8 protein-coding genes are annotated in these 16,108 nt (G+C 62.9%); 4 read left to right on the forward strand and 4 right to left on the reverse strand.

Annotation, left to right across the window (positions count from 1 at the left end):
• Positions 1-67: 67 nt before the first annotated feature.
• Positions 68-8,296 carry a peroxidase family protein gene (locus tag BN60_RS31195; RefSeq protein WP_020697511.1) on the reverse strand — a complete coding sequence of 2,743 codons (8,229 nt, stop codon included), beginning with the start codon at positions 8,294-8,296 and terminating at the stop codon, positions 68-70.
• Positions 8,297-8,558: 262 nt separating this feature from the next.
• Here BN60_RS31195 and BN60_RS17990 point away from each other — a divergent pair, with 262 nt between their 5' ends.
• The 3 genes from BN60_RS17990 to BN60_RS18000 all read left to right on the forward strand — a co-directional run bounded on the left by BN60_RS17990 (position 8,559) and on the right by BN60_RS18000 (position 11,111).
• Positions 8,559-10,019 carry a sensor histidine kinase gene (locus BN60_RS17990; protein WP_148283472.1) on the forward strand — a complete coding sequence of 487 codons (1,461 nt, stop codon included), beginning with the start codon at positions 8,559-8,561 and terminating at the stop codon, positions 10,017-10,019.
• A gap of 11 nt (positions 10,020-10,030) precedes the next feature.
• The gene (locus tag BN60_RS17995) at positions 10,031-10,726 is read left to right on the forward strand and encodes a response regulator (RefSeq protein WP_020697513.1); all 696 of its coding nucleotides are present in this window, start codon (positions 10,031-10,033) and stop codon (positions 10,724-10,726) included.
• 199 nt (positions 10,727-10,925) lie between these two features.
• A complete protein-coding gene (locus tag BN60_RS18000) occupies positions 10,926-11,111 on the forward strand; it encodes a hypothetical protein (protein ID WP_148283473.1) in 186 nt (61 codons plus the stop codon).
• A 47-nt stretch (positions 11,112-11,158) separates the two neighbouring features.
• Here the strand turns inward: BN60_RS18000 and BN60_RS18005 are convergent, their stop codons facing one another.
• Positions 11,159-11,971 (reverse strand): IclR family transcriptional regulator, encoded by an 813-nt coding sequence (locus BN60_RS18005; protein ID WP_020697515.1) that lies wholly within the window; start codon positions 11,969-11,971, stop codon positions 11,159-11,161.
• A 144-nt stretch (positions 11,972-12,115) separates the two neighbouring features.
• Here BN60_RS18005 and BN60_RS18010 point away from each other — a divergent pair, with 144 nt between their 5' ends.
• Entirely contained in the window at positions 12,116-13,582 is a 1,467-nt protein-coding gene (locus BN60_RS18010) for a ketol-acid reductoisomerase (protein WP_043284059.1), read from the forward strand.
• An 87-nt stretch (positions 13,583-13,669) separates the two neighbouring features.
• Here the strand turns inward: BN60_RS18010 and ppa are convergent, their stop codons facing one another.
• Positions 13,670-14,209: an inorganic diphosphatase gene (gene ppa / locus BN60_RS18015; RefSeq protein WP_020697517.1), complete on the reverse strand. Its 540-nt coding sequence runs from the start codon at positions 14,207-14,209 to the stop codon at positions 13,670-13,672.
• Between the two features lie 91 nt (positions 14,210-14,300).
• Positions 14,301-15,968 carry an MFS transporter gene (locus tag BN60_RS18020; protein ID WP_020697518.1) on the reverse strand — a complete coding sequence of 556 codons (1,668 nt, stop codon included), beginning with the start codon at positions 15,966-15,968 and terminating at the stop codon, positions 14,301-14,303.
• Between the last annotated feature and the right edge of the window lie 140 nt (positions 15,969-16,108).

Consider the following 16,108-nt stretch of genomic DNA (forward strand, 5'->3'; position numbering starts at 1 on the left):
TGTCTTGGCGGCTTGGACGAGTTGGGAGTGGGCATCCGCCCACTCCGCTCCCCGTCCCCTCGCCCCCTTAGCCGGTCACATTCGAGTTGTTCATGGTGTGGTGACCTTCGATCTGGATCTTGAAGTCGGCGGCTGTGTCGCCGTCGACATTGCCCTGGAGGATGGTGAACTCCCCATCGGCCCGCGTTTCATAGGTCACCGCCAGCTGGCCCGCCGCGGTCAACTGTCCGTTGCTAACCAGGGTGAATGCCTGGTCGCCGCCAGCCCCGATGTTGGCATCGATGCCGGACAGATCGACCCGGTCGCCGGGCTCGAAGAACAGGATGGTGTCGCCGTCCGCCGCCGTCACCGACTGGAACTTGAAGGTATCGTTCCCCGCTCCGCCGTTCATGATGTTGGCGGAGTTGCTCGCGATGATGGTGTCGTTGCCCGAGCCGGTGTTGACGTTCTCGATGCTCCAGATCGTGTCGTTGCCGGTCTGGCTGCTCGAGGCGCTGCCCTTGCTCCCGGCACCGGTTCCGAGGTTGACGGAGACGGCCACGGTCGCCGCGGAGACGTCGAGCGTGTCGCCTCCCGTGCCGCCGTCGCTGTCGTCGCCGAAGTAGACGTCGTTGCCGTCGCCGATCTCGGCCACGATCAGGTCGTCGCCCGCCCCGCCGAACACGGTGTCGTCGCCAGCACCGGCAACGATCATGTCTGCGCCGCCGTCGCCGAACAGACGGTCGGCCCCAGCATCGCCGTAGATCACGTCCGCATGCTCGCCGCCGAAGGCCTGGTCGTCGCCGGCGCCGGCGAAAATCATGTCCCGACCCTCGCCGCCGCGGACGAGGTCCGCACCTTCGCCAGCCACGATGACGTCGGCACCCGCACCGCCGATGGCAACGTCATCTCCGGCCTTGCCGACGATGTCGTCGGCGCCGTCCGTCCCGACGAGGACGTCGTCCCCGGCAGTACCGTTCTTAACCGCACCCGAAGGCGTTTCGCCGTCGGTCGGCTCCTCGTCCACCGGCTCTTCGTCGGGCCCGTCCGAGATGAACTGCGGCGGCACCACGCCCGTGAAGGTGACCGAATGGGTCCCGTTCGAGAAGGTCTTGGTGCCGTTCCCGTTGTCCGTCAGAACATAGGTCGACAGATCCGCGCCGTCAGTCAGCTCGATCACGTCCTCTGCGCGCAGCGCACCGATGATGATGTCGTTGCCGCCATTGGACTTGAAGACGATGCGGTGCGCTGAACCGAGCGATGAGATGTCGATCGTGTCGTCACCGGCATTGCCGTCGATGGTGATCGTGTTGAGCCGCAGGCTGGTTCCGGAGAAGTCGCCGATGACCTGGAAGGTATCGCCTCCGGCCGTGCCCCCAGGTGCGTTGGGGTCGACGCTGTTGATGCGGATCTCCTCGACTTCGCGCAGCTCGGCGATCACCGAGTTCGCGAAGTCGGTGTTCGGCCCGCGCGTGATGACGATCTCCGTGGCCGCATTGAGGCTATTGCCGTTGTTGCCGGCAAGTGCGTCCCAGGCTGCCCGCGTATAGATGCGGTAGGTCTCGGCGATCGCCCCGTTGCCGTTGATCACGAAGGTGTCGCCCGCAGCCCCTTCCGTGCCGCCATTGACGATGTCGCGACCGTCGGAGTTCGTCAGCGACGTGGCCGTGGCATTGTTGGCGCTCCACACGAAGGTGTCGTCGCCGGCATCGCCGTTGACCGTATCGTTGCCCGTTCCACCCACGATCGTATCGTTGCCGTCGCCGGCATTGACGGTGTCGTTACCGCCCAGCGCGTTGATCGTGTCGTCGCCCGCCGAACCGTTATGCGTCAGACCGATGCCGTTGCCGGTGATCACGTTGCCGGCCGTGGACAGGATGAAGTCCGTGGCGGTGATGTTGGTGAACTCCAACTCCTCGACCCGGATCGTGCCCAGCGCGTTCCCACCGGCATCGTTGACCGTGATCAACGTGTCGTCCGTGGCTCCATCCTCGATGTCTTGAATGATGACTCGAGTGGCGAAGTTGGCGGCCGTGACCCCCAACGCGCTGATGTTGATGAGGTCCTGCGTGGCGGCCGTGCCGCCCGTGGCGTCGAAGTTGGTGACGATGTCCGCGCCGAACCCGCTGGCATTGTAGACCAGCACGTCGTTGCCATTGCCGACATCGATCGTGTCGTTGCCGGCACCGCCGATGATGGTGTCGGCGTCGCCCCCCGTCCCGCCATTCAGCGTATCGTCGCCTTCGCCGCCGTCGATGATGTCAGCGCCGTCGCCGCCATTGATGGTGTCGGCGCCGCCGCCACCGAGGAGCAGGTTGGCCGCGCCGTTGCCGTTGATCACGTTGGCGAGCGCGTTGCCTGTGCCGTCGACCGCGCCGTCGTTAAGGTCGAGGTTCTCGACATTGGCCCCGAGGACATAAGAGATCGAGGCTTCGACCCTATCCGTACCGCTGGTCGCGAGAGCGGCCTCCGTCACGCTGTCGCCGGCATCGTCGACGAAGTAGACGTCGTCGCCGTCGCCACCGGTCATCGCATCCGCACCCAACCCGCCGACCAGGGTGTCATTGCCGCCGAGACCGCTCAGCGTGTCGTTGAGGTCGCCGCCGGTGATCGTGTTGTTCAACGCATTGCCCGTGCCGACGAACTGATCGGCGTCGACACCGGTGTAGGTCAGGTTCTCGACATTCGCGTACGTCGCGAGCGAGAGCGCCACCAGTTCGGTATTGACCGTGTCCGTGCCGGTATTCGCGCCGGCCGCTTCGACGATCACGTCGGCCGCATCGTCGACAACGTAGGTATCGTTACCGTTGAGACCGACCATGGTATCGACGCCGGCACCGCCGTCGAGCAGGTCGTTGTCGCCGTTGCCGGAGCCGCCGACGAGCAGGTCGTCGCCGTCACCGCCGGACAGGTTGTTGTCACCCGTGCCGCCGAAGATGAGATCGTTCAGCGCGCCGCCGATGATCTCGTCATTCGTACCGTCTTCGCCCGCTACGAAATTGTTGCGCGCGTTCGTGGTGGCGTTGGTCGCCAGATTGACGCCACCGTCGTCGCGATTTGCCGGATCGGCGCGGTTGATGAAGTAGTCGCCTTCGAGCAGGTAGCCGTTGAACGTGGCGCCGTTGAAGTTGATCAGCTCTACGCCTGTCTGGGTGTTCGTCCCGCTGAAGTGCCCGTTCACGGTGACCTGCTGACCTTCATAGCTGATCGCCAGGTTGCCGTTCTGGGTACCCGTGTTCGTGTCGGCTGCATTCAGGCTGCTGATCACCGGCAGGCCGGACACTGGATCGATCACGTTCGAGAGGATCGAGATGCGATCGGCTGCACCACCATTCGCCCCTTCGTTGATGATGTCGTTGCCATCGCCGAAGGTGAACGAATAGGTGTCGTCGCCGTTGCCACCGTTGAGCGTCTCGACCGCAGAGAACGAGATCGCCAGGTTGTCGATCGACAGGCCCTCGGTCGTCTGGTTGATCGCGGAGCCGACGAAGCGGATCGCGGCCGTCGCCGAAAACGGCCCGTTGACGGTGTAGGAGCGGTCGACGCTGCCGCCATCGCCGGTGTAACCATCCAGGGCGACAAAGTTCACGCCGTCGGCAGCGAACTGCACCTGGACATATTCGCCCGTGCCGGTCTGCGTCGCCGTGTTGTACGTACCGTCGAGACCATCGGCGTTCGAAGTGAAGGTGATGGTTGCCGTGTTGGCGGCGGACAGGTCCACCACTCGCGTGATCTGCGCACCGTCACTTGTGGCACCACCGATGACGCGAAGCGTATTGTTGTTGGCGTCGTCGATGCGAATCTGACCATTCGCAACACCGCCGTTTGCACCGGCGATGTCGTCCGCCTCGACCCAGTCCGGCCCCCAGTTCGTGGTCCCGTTCGTGTTGCCGAGGCTCTGGCTGTTGAAGTTGTCGGCATACTGCCCGCTCGTTGCCGGCCCATTGGGCCCGCCGACAAGGATGTCGTTGCCGTCGCCGCCGTTGAGGATGTCGTTACCACCCAGACCCAGAATGAGATCGTCCTGCGCCGTGCCGGTGATCACGTCGTTGCCGGCAGTGCCGACGCGGATATTGAGCGCCCCACCGCCGAGGAACTCCACCTGCTCGATGCCACGCAGGCGATCCGACCCGTCGAGCGAGTCTTCCACGGCATGCGTGACGATCAGCTGCCCGTCGGCTGTCGCGGAGAACGTGTATTCGCCGCGGCTGCCTTGGAACACAGCTACGTCGGTATCACCGGCCGTCGTATCGGTCAGGATCTCCCGGATGATCTTCAGTTGACCCGGATTGTAGGTGCCATTGAACATCAGCGACGAGAGCTCGGTCATGCTCTGATAGGTCGCGATCAGCGGACCTGTCCCAAGACCAGCCGGCGTGTTTTCGTACACACCGATCGACACCTCGAGATACTTGTCGCCGTCGATGATGTCGTCGCCGGCGTTGCCTTGAATCCTGTCGCTACCGTCACCGCCGAGGATGATGTCGCCGGCATTGTAGACCACGGCGCCAGCGACAAGAGCCGCAACCTGCGCATTGGTCAGGCCGAGCACCTGCTGGAGGCCGGCGATGAGCGCGAGGCTCTCCTTGGTGAGCTGGCTGCCGCGATAGCCCTCGGCACCGTCGCCGCCTTGCCCGACCGGCAAGCGGTCCGCCGCCACTACATTGGAGCCGCCCAGGATGTCGTTGAACCTCGAGCCCGAAAGCCCTTCCATCGACTGGTATTCGTCGAGCGCGGCGTTCGCCGGGAGCGTCGGCGCCTCGTCGAAGATGATCGGACGCGAGAGGTCCGCATTCACGGCGGTGGTGCTGTCGAAGTAGGTCGCCCAGTCGAACCCCGACATACCAGCCATCTTTCCACGGCCGGGGCTGCCGACCATGATGTCATCGCCGCCTTCGCCGATGAACTCGTCGAAGCCACCGTCGCCGCGGAAGACGTCGTGACCGTCGATATTGTCGTGTGCGAAGATTTCGTCGAAGTTGTCGCCCGGCGCGCCGTCGAAGGTGCCGGTTTCGATCCAGTCGTCGCCTTCGTTACCGAGGATGCGTTCGGCGTTCTTGTTGCCATAGATGAAGTCGTTCCCTTCGCCGGCGAACACCTCCGACCCCATGTCGGTGCCGAGGAAGATGAAGTCCTGGCCACGACCGCCCATGACGAGGTCGAGGCCGCCACCGGCGTGAACAACGTCGTTGCCGTCGCCGGCCTTCACGTTGTCGTCGCCGCCCATGTCGGTGATGATGTCGTCACCGGCACCGGCGTTGAAGATGTCGTTGCCCAGGCCGCCTTCGAGACGGTCGTTGCCGCCGTCGCCGTAGAGCGTGTCGTCGCCGATGCCGGCGATGAGCGTATCGTCCTCCTCGGTACCGCCGAGCAGAACGTGGTCGCCGCCCGTGTAGCGCAGGTAGTTGGTATCGGCTCCAACGGTCGCCGGATTGTCGCGAACGACGATGCGCGTCAGCAAGCCGCCGCCGGTCGGGTCGTCGCTTTCCAGCGTGCCGTTGCCGTCGAGGTCGTTGAACTGCTTGGTCTGATCGACTTCGAGGATGAGGCCCGGGGTCGAGAACACGTCCGACGGCAGGTGCTTGGCGTCCGTGTTGCGCATGATCATCGCGGCGAAGGAGTTATTCTCCATTTCGCCGAAGAGGTGCAGACCGTCGAGCCGCTGCAGGTAGTAGAAGCGGTCGCCGCTCTGCAGGTTCTCCATCATGCCTTCGAAAACGAAGTTGAAGGTCGACCCCAGCATGCCGCCGAACGGCATGATCTGCTCGGCAAGGCCGCCGATCCACAGATCGACGAGCTCGAGGCCGCCAAGATTGGAGGCATAGGCGCCTTGGCCATTCAGGAACGCTTCCGCGTCGGCCGGCACCTCGAAGCCACCGACAGATTGGCCGAGGATGATGGTCAACGCGGCGTCACGCTTGCCTTCCACCGTCGTCTGCGAGGTGATCAGCGAGTGCGTCCCGTAAGCAGCGATGAAGTTGATGATCGAGGCTTCGTTCTTCAGGTGGCCCGCAAAATCGATCCAGCTCTCATAGGGCTTGAGGAAGGCGTTCTCGTTGGAGAGTTCATAGAATTCGCGACGCGCGGCATTCAATCCAGGCACGCCGGTATCGCGGCCGCGCGCCAGGTTGATGGTCGCGAGGTCGAGGGGCAGGCCCAACAGATTGTTGCGGAGTGCGCTGGTGACGAATTCGTCGATCTCGTTGCCGACCTGGCGGGTCATGCCGCGGACGATCGAGCCCGCCATCTCTTCGGCGCCGAGCGAGGCGAACTCGATCGGGTTGAGGAAGCCCTCGATGAGACCGATGCTGCCGTCGACGAACGCCGGATCGAAGCGATCGATCGTCTCGGTCAGCATCGAGTGGCCGAACCGATACACGACGTGCGCGAACTCCGCCACGATGGTCGGGTCGAGGGTCACGTCGAATCCGTCGGGGACCAGGAACACGTTGATGTTCGGCTGGATCTTGCGCGCGAACTCCTCGAACACGAGATGCTGGTACTGCATCTCGGTGCCGAATTTCGCGGCCTGGAAGAGCCGCTCGCCGTCCCAGTTCAATGTCGCCGCGAGTGCCATCAAACCCGCATCGTCGGTCGGCATGGCATTTACTTGTGCGGCCGTCAGATCGGTGTCGAGCCATTCGTTGATGAATGCGACGTCGCGCGTCTGTAGCGTGACGAGCATCGTGTGGTCCATCAGCCGGTTGTGTTCCGAGTGGAAGACGTGATGGACCGCCGTGAGACCAATGTTCTCGTTGCCGCGGCCGTCGCCGGTGATGAAGTGGGCATCGAGCAGCGCCTGGTCGTAGAACTGATTGGGATTGAGATTGCCCAGGCCGATTTCGATGTCGCCGTCGGCCAGCTTGCCGGTCGGCGCTGCCGTGTGCGCGATGTCGTCGAGGAAGGCATGCCCCGTGCGTACGGCGAGATGCGTCACCTCGGGGAGGCTGTCCGCATCCGGGCCATCCGGCGCAATGCTGACCAGGCTCAACGGGCTGCCAGGCGTGCCCGACGCGAGGGTCTGCGGCGGCCCGACCATGACGACCTGCGGGAATCCGGTCGTCGGATTGGGAATGAAGTTACCGTAGGCGTCGGTCGCCAGCAGCGGCAGGTTGCCGACATGGTAGTCGGTCAGGTCGATGCCCAGCATCTCGCGGGCTTGGGCCTTCACTTCGCCCCAGGTCGGCAATCCCCCATTGGCGCCGTCGAGCAGCTTGCCGGTCGATTCCGGCCTTCCGTCAACGAGCGTGTACTCGCGCAGGAAGACCTGGTGCGAGGGATGTGAAGTATAGGTCTGGTTCTGGTCGACGAACGACGTCGTCGAGTTGATGGGCTTCACGTCATCCGACGTGCCCCACACATTGTCCGCGCCCGGACCGGTCGTAGCGCGCGTCAGCACCATGAAGTTCGTGGGGCTGGTCGGATCGTAAAGCGGATCATCCGCCTGCAGCGGAATGAACACGGTGCCGCTGCCGCCCTTGCCAACGAGATCGAGGCCGTGATCGAAGAACTGTCCAAACAGCGTGAACCAGGAGTTGAACGACGCCGAGAGGCCTTCGTCCGGCGCGACGTTCGTCAGCTTGATATTGTCGCCGTCCATCTCGATCCCGTTGGCGGCGAGCATCCCGTCCAAAGTCACGCGGTTGGCGGCCAGCGCGACATCCGCGGCATCGGAGGCCGCCTGGGTCGTGGCTGCTGCTGCAGTCGCCGCATCCAAGGCAGTCTGATTTTCAGGCGTCGGATCTGTATCGAATGCTTGCTGAGCCGCGACCAGGGTCCGCTGCGCGGCCGTGTTCGCCAGGTGCGCCTCCTCGGCATCTTGGAGGTAGGGCTTCACGACCTGGTATTCAGTCTTGATCGTCTGCGCGATCGTCAACTGCTCCGTGGCGGTTTCGACACCGGCACGCGACAGTGCGACCATGATCGCCGCGGTGTTGTCCAGCGTCTGATCGACGATGAGGTTCGAGATCGTACGCAGGCTAGAATCGACGACGACGGAGTTCGGGTTGTTCGACGGATTGTAGTTCGGCTGCGTCGGGAACGCCGGCGCCGGGCCCGGGCCATCCGGATCCAGCAGGCCGCCCTGCGCCGGGCGATATTCCGGAGCCAGGATCGACGGGAACGGGTGATCGGCCGCCCCCCATGTCGGGTGCAACAGGTTGTTGTAGCTGCCGTCGACCGTGCGCAGGCCCCACGAGAGATTGTAGGTGGGGATGAGGCCGCCCGGCCCGAACAACGGCTGACCTGCCGCATGCAATTCGGCGATCTTGATCTGGGCCAGGATGAAGTCCAGATCGCTCTTGATATATGTGACCATGACGTGCCTCGCCCCGTGTTCTGGCGACATCCCGCCCATTTCGCGCGGTATGCCCTTTGATGGATGTGCGAAGGCTACGTGTGGGGCAGTGGGCCCTGTAGGGGACAAGGTCTCAGGATCTGCAGGACCGAGGGCCGTGGTCGAATGGACCAAGGTCTTAGGACCTTGGTCTGAGTACCTCGCGGGAGCCATCCGCTAGGTTGGAGTCCTCCGGAGTTGGGTCGACCAAAGTCAGCAGTCGAAGCACGCGTTATGCGAGAGAATGCAGTTCTCCGGCGCAACGCCGTCGCATCACGAATGGCTGAAAGAATTGAGCATTCTGACAAATTCTCTTCTGGAGACGCGGATGGCCGGTTTCCGCTCGTGGTGGCCTGCGCTCAGCCTGGCTCGGCAATTTACGCTGGCCAGTTCAGCCCTGGTCCTGGCCGGCCTGGGTGTGTTGGGATTTTGGGTCGCCCAGAAGATCGAATCGGGGGTCAAGGCTCACACGGCAGCACGGACCGCGCTCTATATGGAAAGCGTCGTCGCGCCTTACCTGCAAGAGCTGGGGTCGCGGCCGGACCTTTCAGCCGAAAACAAGGCCGCCCTCGATACCGTGATCGGTAAGGATGCGGCCCGCCTTCGCGTGGTCGCCGCCAAGGTCTGGACGCGTACCGGCGTCATCCTCTACGCCACGGACAAGGCACTCATTGGCCAAAAGTTCCCCCTGACCCCCCTGCTTACACGCGCCTGGGAGGGCTATGTCGAAGCCCAGTTTGACGCCCGTCATTACGGCGACGATCACGGGACCAGCATGGTCGGGAAGGAGCCCTTGCTTGAGATTTACGTCCCGATTCGCCACAGTGCGACCAATGAAATCATAGCTGTCGCGGAATTCTACGAACTTACGTCGGAGCTCAATCGCGAGCTTGTCAGAAGCCAGATAAACAGTTGGCTCGTCACGGCAATAGTCAGCTTCACGATCATAGCCGGGCTCTACACGATCGTAGCGAATGGAAGCAAAACTATAGAAACCCAGCGTACGGCGCTGGCAAACAGAATCAGCGAACTTTCGGCACTTCTGCAGCAGAATGAAGAGTTGGGGCAACGGGTACAGGGGGCGTCGCGGCGCGCCGCGGAAGCCACAGAACTACAACTTCGCCGTTTAGGCGCGGACCTGCACGACGGCCCGGCCCAGTTGCTCGCACTGGCGTTGCTGAAGTTTCCGAGTGCAATGGACGGTGGTGGACAAGCGAGCGAGCGGCAGATCTTGCGGGGTGTTCTGGAAGACGCCATGGCTGAAATCCGCAATATCTCCAGCGGTCTGGCGCTTCCTGAGATTGAGAAACTCAGTCTCACGCAGGCACTGATGGTCGTTGCTTCGGAACATGAGCGCCGTACCTCGACAACTGTCGCCTGCGAGTTCGCAAGCAGGCCGATCGACCTCTCCCACCCGACGAAACTGTGTCTGTGCAGGTTCGTCCAGGAAGGCCTCAGCAACGCCTACCGGCATGCCGGCGGCCAGGGCCAGGCCGTCACCCTCAGCTGGTCCGAGAATTTCATCGTCGTCGAGGTGGCCGATCGCGGACCGGGCATCGAGAAAGGCGCCAGCGAAAGGAAACGCCCCGCCCTCGGCCTCATCGGCCTTCGCAATCGCCTGGAGAGCTTTGGCGGCCATCTGACGGTCAGCAGCGCGCCCGGGGCAGGCACGCGTCTGACAGCCTATCTGCCGATTGGGGCGTGAGGAACAGCACCATGGATACTGGAATTCGCATCGCCATCATCGACGATCATCCGCTGTTCCGAGCCGGCGTTATCCATATTCTCAGCGCACGACCCGATCTTGACGTTGTCGGCCAGGGGGCGTCCGCATCGGACGCGATTTCGGTCGCTCGCAATGAAAGCCCCGATCTCCTGATACTCGACGTGAGCATCCCGGGAGGCGGATTGGACGCCCTGGAATCGATCGTGGCGGAATGTCCCAAGACCAAGGTCATCATGCTGACGGTGTCGGTCGACAAGCCGGATGTCCTCAAGGCGCTTCGACTGGGGGCTCGCGGCTATGTCGTCAAAGGCGTAAGCGGGACCGATCTCGTCCAGGCCCTTCTGATCGTTGCCCAGGGCGATCGTTACATCTCGCCCTCTCTCGGCGCGATGCTTCTGTCCGACTTCGATCACACCAAGACGGCAACGAGAGGCAAAGCCATCGACGATCTGAGCCACCGGGAGGGCGAAGTTCTCGCCCTGGTAACCCAGGGCCTCAGCAACAAGGAGATTGGGATCAGGCTCAATCTAAGCGACAAGACGGTCAAACATTACATGACGAGCGTCTTCCAGAAGCTCCACGTCCGCAACAGGCTCGAGGCGGCTCTGCTCGTGAGAAAGCCGGTCAATGTCCCCGCCAACGATGCGTCGAGAATTGCAGAGAATCGCTCTCCGAGCGGAAACTGACAGCATCGCACTCCACACGGTTTCGACGATTCCGACCTTTGAGCGATCCGACCGCCCCTGCGGGGGGCTATCGAGCCCCTCCCCGACCTCAGGGATAAACCTCCCAAACGCAAACGGACCCGTCTGAATCAAGCCGCTCGTAAGCTTGATCCGATAGTGTCGAAAGATGCTGCTTCTTGCTTTCGCTGGCGGTCTCGCAATGAGTTCAGCGGGCGCCATTCTTCTCGTTCGTCGCACCAGAACTGAAGCCTGGCGGGACAATATCACCCAGCTGACGCCGGACTGGCGATGGATCGGCCTCCTGCTGGCTGTCGGCGGCGGCCTGATCCTGCTGGGCGTCGGAGCCATCGAACTCGTCGAGTGGTCGGCGTTCCCTTCCGAGTGAACCTCGACGGTGCACGGTTCCAACATCAACCGCCGCCCGTCGCTTTCTCAGGCCGGAGCGTCCCGCAGCAAATGCTCCAGCTTTTCGGCCTCACGTTTCAGCATCGGTATCAGTTCTCGGCGGCGCACCTCATCAAGGCGGTCCTCGATTGCAGCAAGCGATATGGCATAGACCGGCCGCCCCTGCGGGTCGCGCACGGCAACACCGATGCCCCAGGAACCCTTCATCAGCAGGCCCGGATTGAGGGCATATCCGTCCTTTCGGGTCCGTGTCACGGCACTTTGAAGAAGCCCGGCTGAATAGGCCGGATACTTTTCCAGGATGATCGCCGTGTTGGCAGCGATCGCGCGCTCGACCTCGTCGTCCGGCAAGGCCGCCAGGACAGCGAGACTGCCCGCACCAATACCCAGCGGATGCCGATCACCCGCCTGCAGGACGTGGCTGCGGATTGGGAACGGCCCCTCCTCCCGGTGAAGGCAGACGATGTGCAGGTCGCGCCGCACGGAAAGGAAGGCGGTGTCCCCTGTGGTCTGGCTGAGGCGGGTGAGCCCGTCGATCGCCCGGGCGTGGATGCCGAACCGCCGGGCCGCGAGCATGCCGAGCACGTAGCTCTCGGCGCCGAGGTGGTAGCGTCGGCTTGCCTCGTCCTGATCGAGCAGCCCGGCTCGAACGAGCGCCCCCAAGACTCTACGCGCCGTCGGCTTGGCGAGTCCGGAACTCGTCACGAGATCGGTCAACCGCGCGCCGTGCTGATCGGCGCGTCCAACCTCGAGCAGCAGTCCAACTGCACGCTCGATGCTTTGCGTTCCGCCACCCGACGTTTCCGCCGTCCCCGTCTTGATCGATCTCACGCGCTTCATGCTTCAGTGGTCCACTATATGGAATATCATATGCAAATATCTTCTTCACTGTTTTGATATTCTGAGTCAAACATCAAAAAGTTACGAGTTTATGGTCCATTATATGGACCACTCCTCCATTACTCAACGGCATTGAGGCAAGGCATGTCTTTCAGATCAGCGGTGTTCGAGAAGGAACAGATCAAGCTCGGCGATACGGAGGAATGGATCGTGCGTGGCGGCCGCCATCTGTTCGCACGCTTGCCGGAGGCGCTGAAAGGCGTCGGGCAGATCGGAGTGATCGGATGGTCTTCACAGGCTCCCGCCCAGGCACAGAACTTCCGCGAATCCCTCGAAGGCAGCGCCATCAGGGTGAAGGTCGGCCTGCGGGCCGGCTCGCCCTCGTGGTCGGCGGCGGAGGCTGTGGGCTTCACCACAGCGAACGGAACCTTGGGAGAGATGTACGACGTCATCGCCCAGTCGGATCTGGTGCTGCTGCTGATCTCCGACGCAGCCCAAGTAGAGAACTACGACAAGATCATCGCCGCCCTGCGGCCGGGGGCGACACTCGGCCTCTCGCATGGCTTCCTCCTGGCCCATCTCGACAGCGCCGGAAAATCCTTCCCGCCAAACATCAACGTGATCGGCGTCTGTCCCAAGGGCATGGGACGATCAGTCCGCCGCCTCTACGAGCAGGGCCGTGACGTGAACGGCGCCGGCATCAACTGCAGCTTCGCCGTTCATCAGGACATCGACGGTCGCGCCACCGACCAGGCCTTGGCCTGGGCGGTCGCCATCGGCTCCCCCTGCACCTTCGAAACGACGCTCACCCAGGAGTATAAATCCGACATCATGGGGGAGCGCGGCATCCTGCTTGGGGCCGTGCACGGCATCTCCGAAAGCCTCTACCGCTGGTTCCGCTCGCAGGGAATGGAAGCGGACGATGCGTTCCTAGAGTCCGCCCGCAGCGTGACGGCTGCCATCAGCAAGAAGATCTCCCAGGGCGGTCTCCTGAGCGTCTACCAGTCGCTGAACCCGCAGGACCAGAAGCTCTTCGAGAAAGCCTACATCGCCAGCTACGGCCCCGCGGCCGACCTGCTGCATGAGATCTACGACGAGGTCGAAAGCGGCAACGAGGTCCGCAGTGTCGTCAGCGCCGCGCGCCGCCTTGAACGCTTTCCCATGCACGAGATTGCCGATACCGAGATGTGGCAAGTGGCGCGCCACCCCAAGACCAACCGCGAAGCCGGCGTGAATCCGGTGACTGCCGGCATCTACGTTGCGACCATGATGGCGCAGGCCGATCTGCTGCGTGAGAAGGGACACCCCTATTCGGAGATCGTGAACGAATCGATCATCGAAGCGGTGGATTCGCTCAACCCGTACATGGACTATCGCGACGTCGCCTACATGGTCGACAACTGCTCCACCACGGCACGGCTTGGCGCCCGCAAATGGGCGCCGCGCTTCGACTACGCCGTCACGCAAACCGTGCTGCCGACCATGGATCATGGCGCCAGTTCCGGCCCTGCCCCCGCTCTCTTTCGTGACTTTCTCGACAGCGACCTGCATCAGGCCCTGTCGGTCTGCCTGGCCCTGCGGCCGCCCGTAGAGATCGCGGTGCTCGGCTAGATCGACCATTTCAGGCCGGAAGAACGTCAGCTCGGCCGGCACCAAGGACCATGACCTCCCTGTCCGTTTCGTTCAGGGAGGATCAGGCTATTTCTTCTTCGCTTTCTTCGCGCGCTCGATCGCCTCGGTGATGAGCTGGCGGGCTTCATGGACGTCGCCCCACCCCAGCAGCTTCACCCATTTGCCGGGTTCGAGATCCTTGTAGTGGATGAAGAAATGCTCGATCTGCTGGCGGGTGATCTCGGGCAGGTCGGTATAGGTCTTGATGTGGACGTAGCGCTTCGTGAGCTTGGGCGCCGGCACGGCGATGATCTTCTCGTCTCCGCCGCCGTCATCCTCCATGCGCAGCACACCAATCGGTCGCACATTGATCACAGCGCCGGGAATGATCGGCCGCGTATTGGCCACCAGCACGTCGATCGGGTCGCCGTCATCGGACAGCGTGTGCGGCACGAAGCCGTAATTCCCCGGATAGCGCATGGGGGTGTAGAGGAAGCGATCAACGACCAGGGTGCCCGCTTCCTTGTCCATCTCGTACTTGATGGGCTCCCCACCAATCGGCACTTCGACGATGGTGTTGACGTCTTCCGGCGGGTTCTGGCCGATCGCGATGGCGTCGAGGTTCATGCAGCAATCCTGAACGTTGGCCGCCAAAAGCACAAAAAGAAACCGGCGGCTTCTGAGAAGCCGCCGGTTCTTTCATGTTGTCCTCGGACGATCAATCGTCCGCGTAGATGTTGCGATCCTTGGTCTCAGGCACGAACAACAGGCCGATGACGAAGGTCATCCCGGCCACGATGATCGGATACCAGAGGCCGGAATAGATATCGCCGGTGGCCGCCACGATGGCGAAGGCGGTCGGAGGCAGGAAGCCGCCGAACCAGCCGTTGCCGATATGGTACGGCAGCGACATGCCAGAGTAGCGGATGCGGGTCGGGAAGAGCTCGACCAGCATGGCCGCGATCGGGCCGTAGACCATCGTCACATAGATCACCAGGACCGTCAGGATGGCGATGACAGCTACCATGTTGATCTTGGCCTTGTCCGCCGTGGCCGGATAGCCGGCGGCGCGGATGGCCGCGGTCGCCTGCTCGTTGAAGGCCTTCTCCTTGGCAGCGCCCTCGGCTCCCGCCGCCTTCTTGTCGAAGGAGGTGATGACCTTGTCGCCGATCTTGATTTGCGCCGGCGTGCCGGGAGCCGCTTTCTCGTTGTGGTAGTTCACCGCGTTGCGCGCCAGGAACGACTTGGCGATGTCGCACGACGTCGTGAAGCTCGCCGTTCCGGTCGGGTTGAACTGGAACGAGCACTCGTTCGGATCGGCGACGACCGTCACCGGCGACTTCTGCAGTGCCTGCTCGAGTTGCGGGTTCACTGCCTTGGTGAGGGCGCCGAACAACGGGAAGTAGGTGACGACCGCGAGCAGGCATCCCGCGAGGATGATCGGCTTGCGCCCGATCTTGTCCGACAGCCAACCGAAGAAGATGAAGAACGGCGTGCCGATCGCCAGCGAAGCGGCGATGACGATGTTGGACGTCGTCGCGTCGAGCTTCAGCGTCTGGGTGAGGAAGAACAGGGCGTAGAACTGGCCCGTATACCAAACCACCGCCTGGCCGGCGGTACCGCCGAGCAGGGCGAAAATCGCGATCTTGGCGTTCTTCCAGGTGCCGAAGGCTTCGCGCAGCGGCGTCTTGGAGCCCTTGCCCTCGCTCTTGATGCGCGTGAAGGCAGGCGACTCCTGCAGCTGCAGGCGGATCCAGATCGAAACGCCCAGCAGGATGATCGACAGCAGGAACGGGATACGCCAGCCCCACTCCGCAAATGCCTGAGGCGACATCGACAGGCGCAGCCCCAGGATCACGAGCAGCGACAGAAACAGACCGACCGTGGCAGTGGTCTGAATCCACGATGTGTAGAAGCCGCGACGATCCTGCGGTGCGTGCTCGGCGACGTAGGTCGCGGCGCCACCGTACTCACCGCCCAGCGCCAAGCCCTGAAGCAGGCGGCAGGCGATGAACAGTACGGGCGCTGCAATGCCGATCGAGGCATAGGTCGGCAGAATACCGACCACGAAAGTCGCAATGCCCATCAAGGTCATCGTGACGAGGAAGGTGTATTTGCGGCCGATCAGGTCGCCCAGGCTGCCGAAGAACAGCGCGCCGAAGGGGCGGACCGCGAAGCCGGCAGCGAAGCCCAGCAGAGTGAAGATGAAGGCCGCGGTCGGGTTGACGCCCGAGAAGAAGGCGGCACTGATGTTCGCGGCCAACGCGCCCGCGAGATAGAAATCATACCACTCGAAGACAGTACCGACGGAGGAGGCGACGATGACCTTCCTCTCCTCGCGCGTCATGGGTCGACGGCGATCGTCGGCCAGTGCTGCTACGGCCATGTGCGTTACTCCCCAATGTGCGATAGGTATCCGTACACGGACCCCATCTTGATTCCGGTGTAATTCGCAGTGGTTGTGTGCTGCAATTCGACCAAGGTCCAAGGCCCGCCAAAATAGTGCGACGCAGCATGAATGCGGCA

Source organism: Reyranella massiliensis 521, from assembly GCF_000312425.1.
Classification (GTDB): Bacteria; Pseudomonadota; Alphaproteobacteria; order Reyranellales; family Reyranellaceae; genus Reyranella; species Reyranella massiliensis.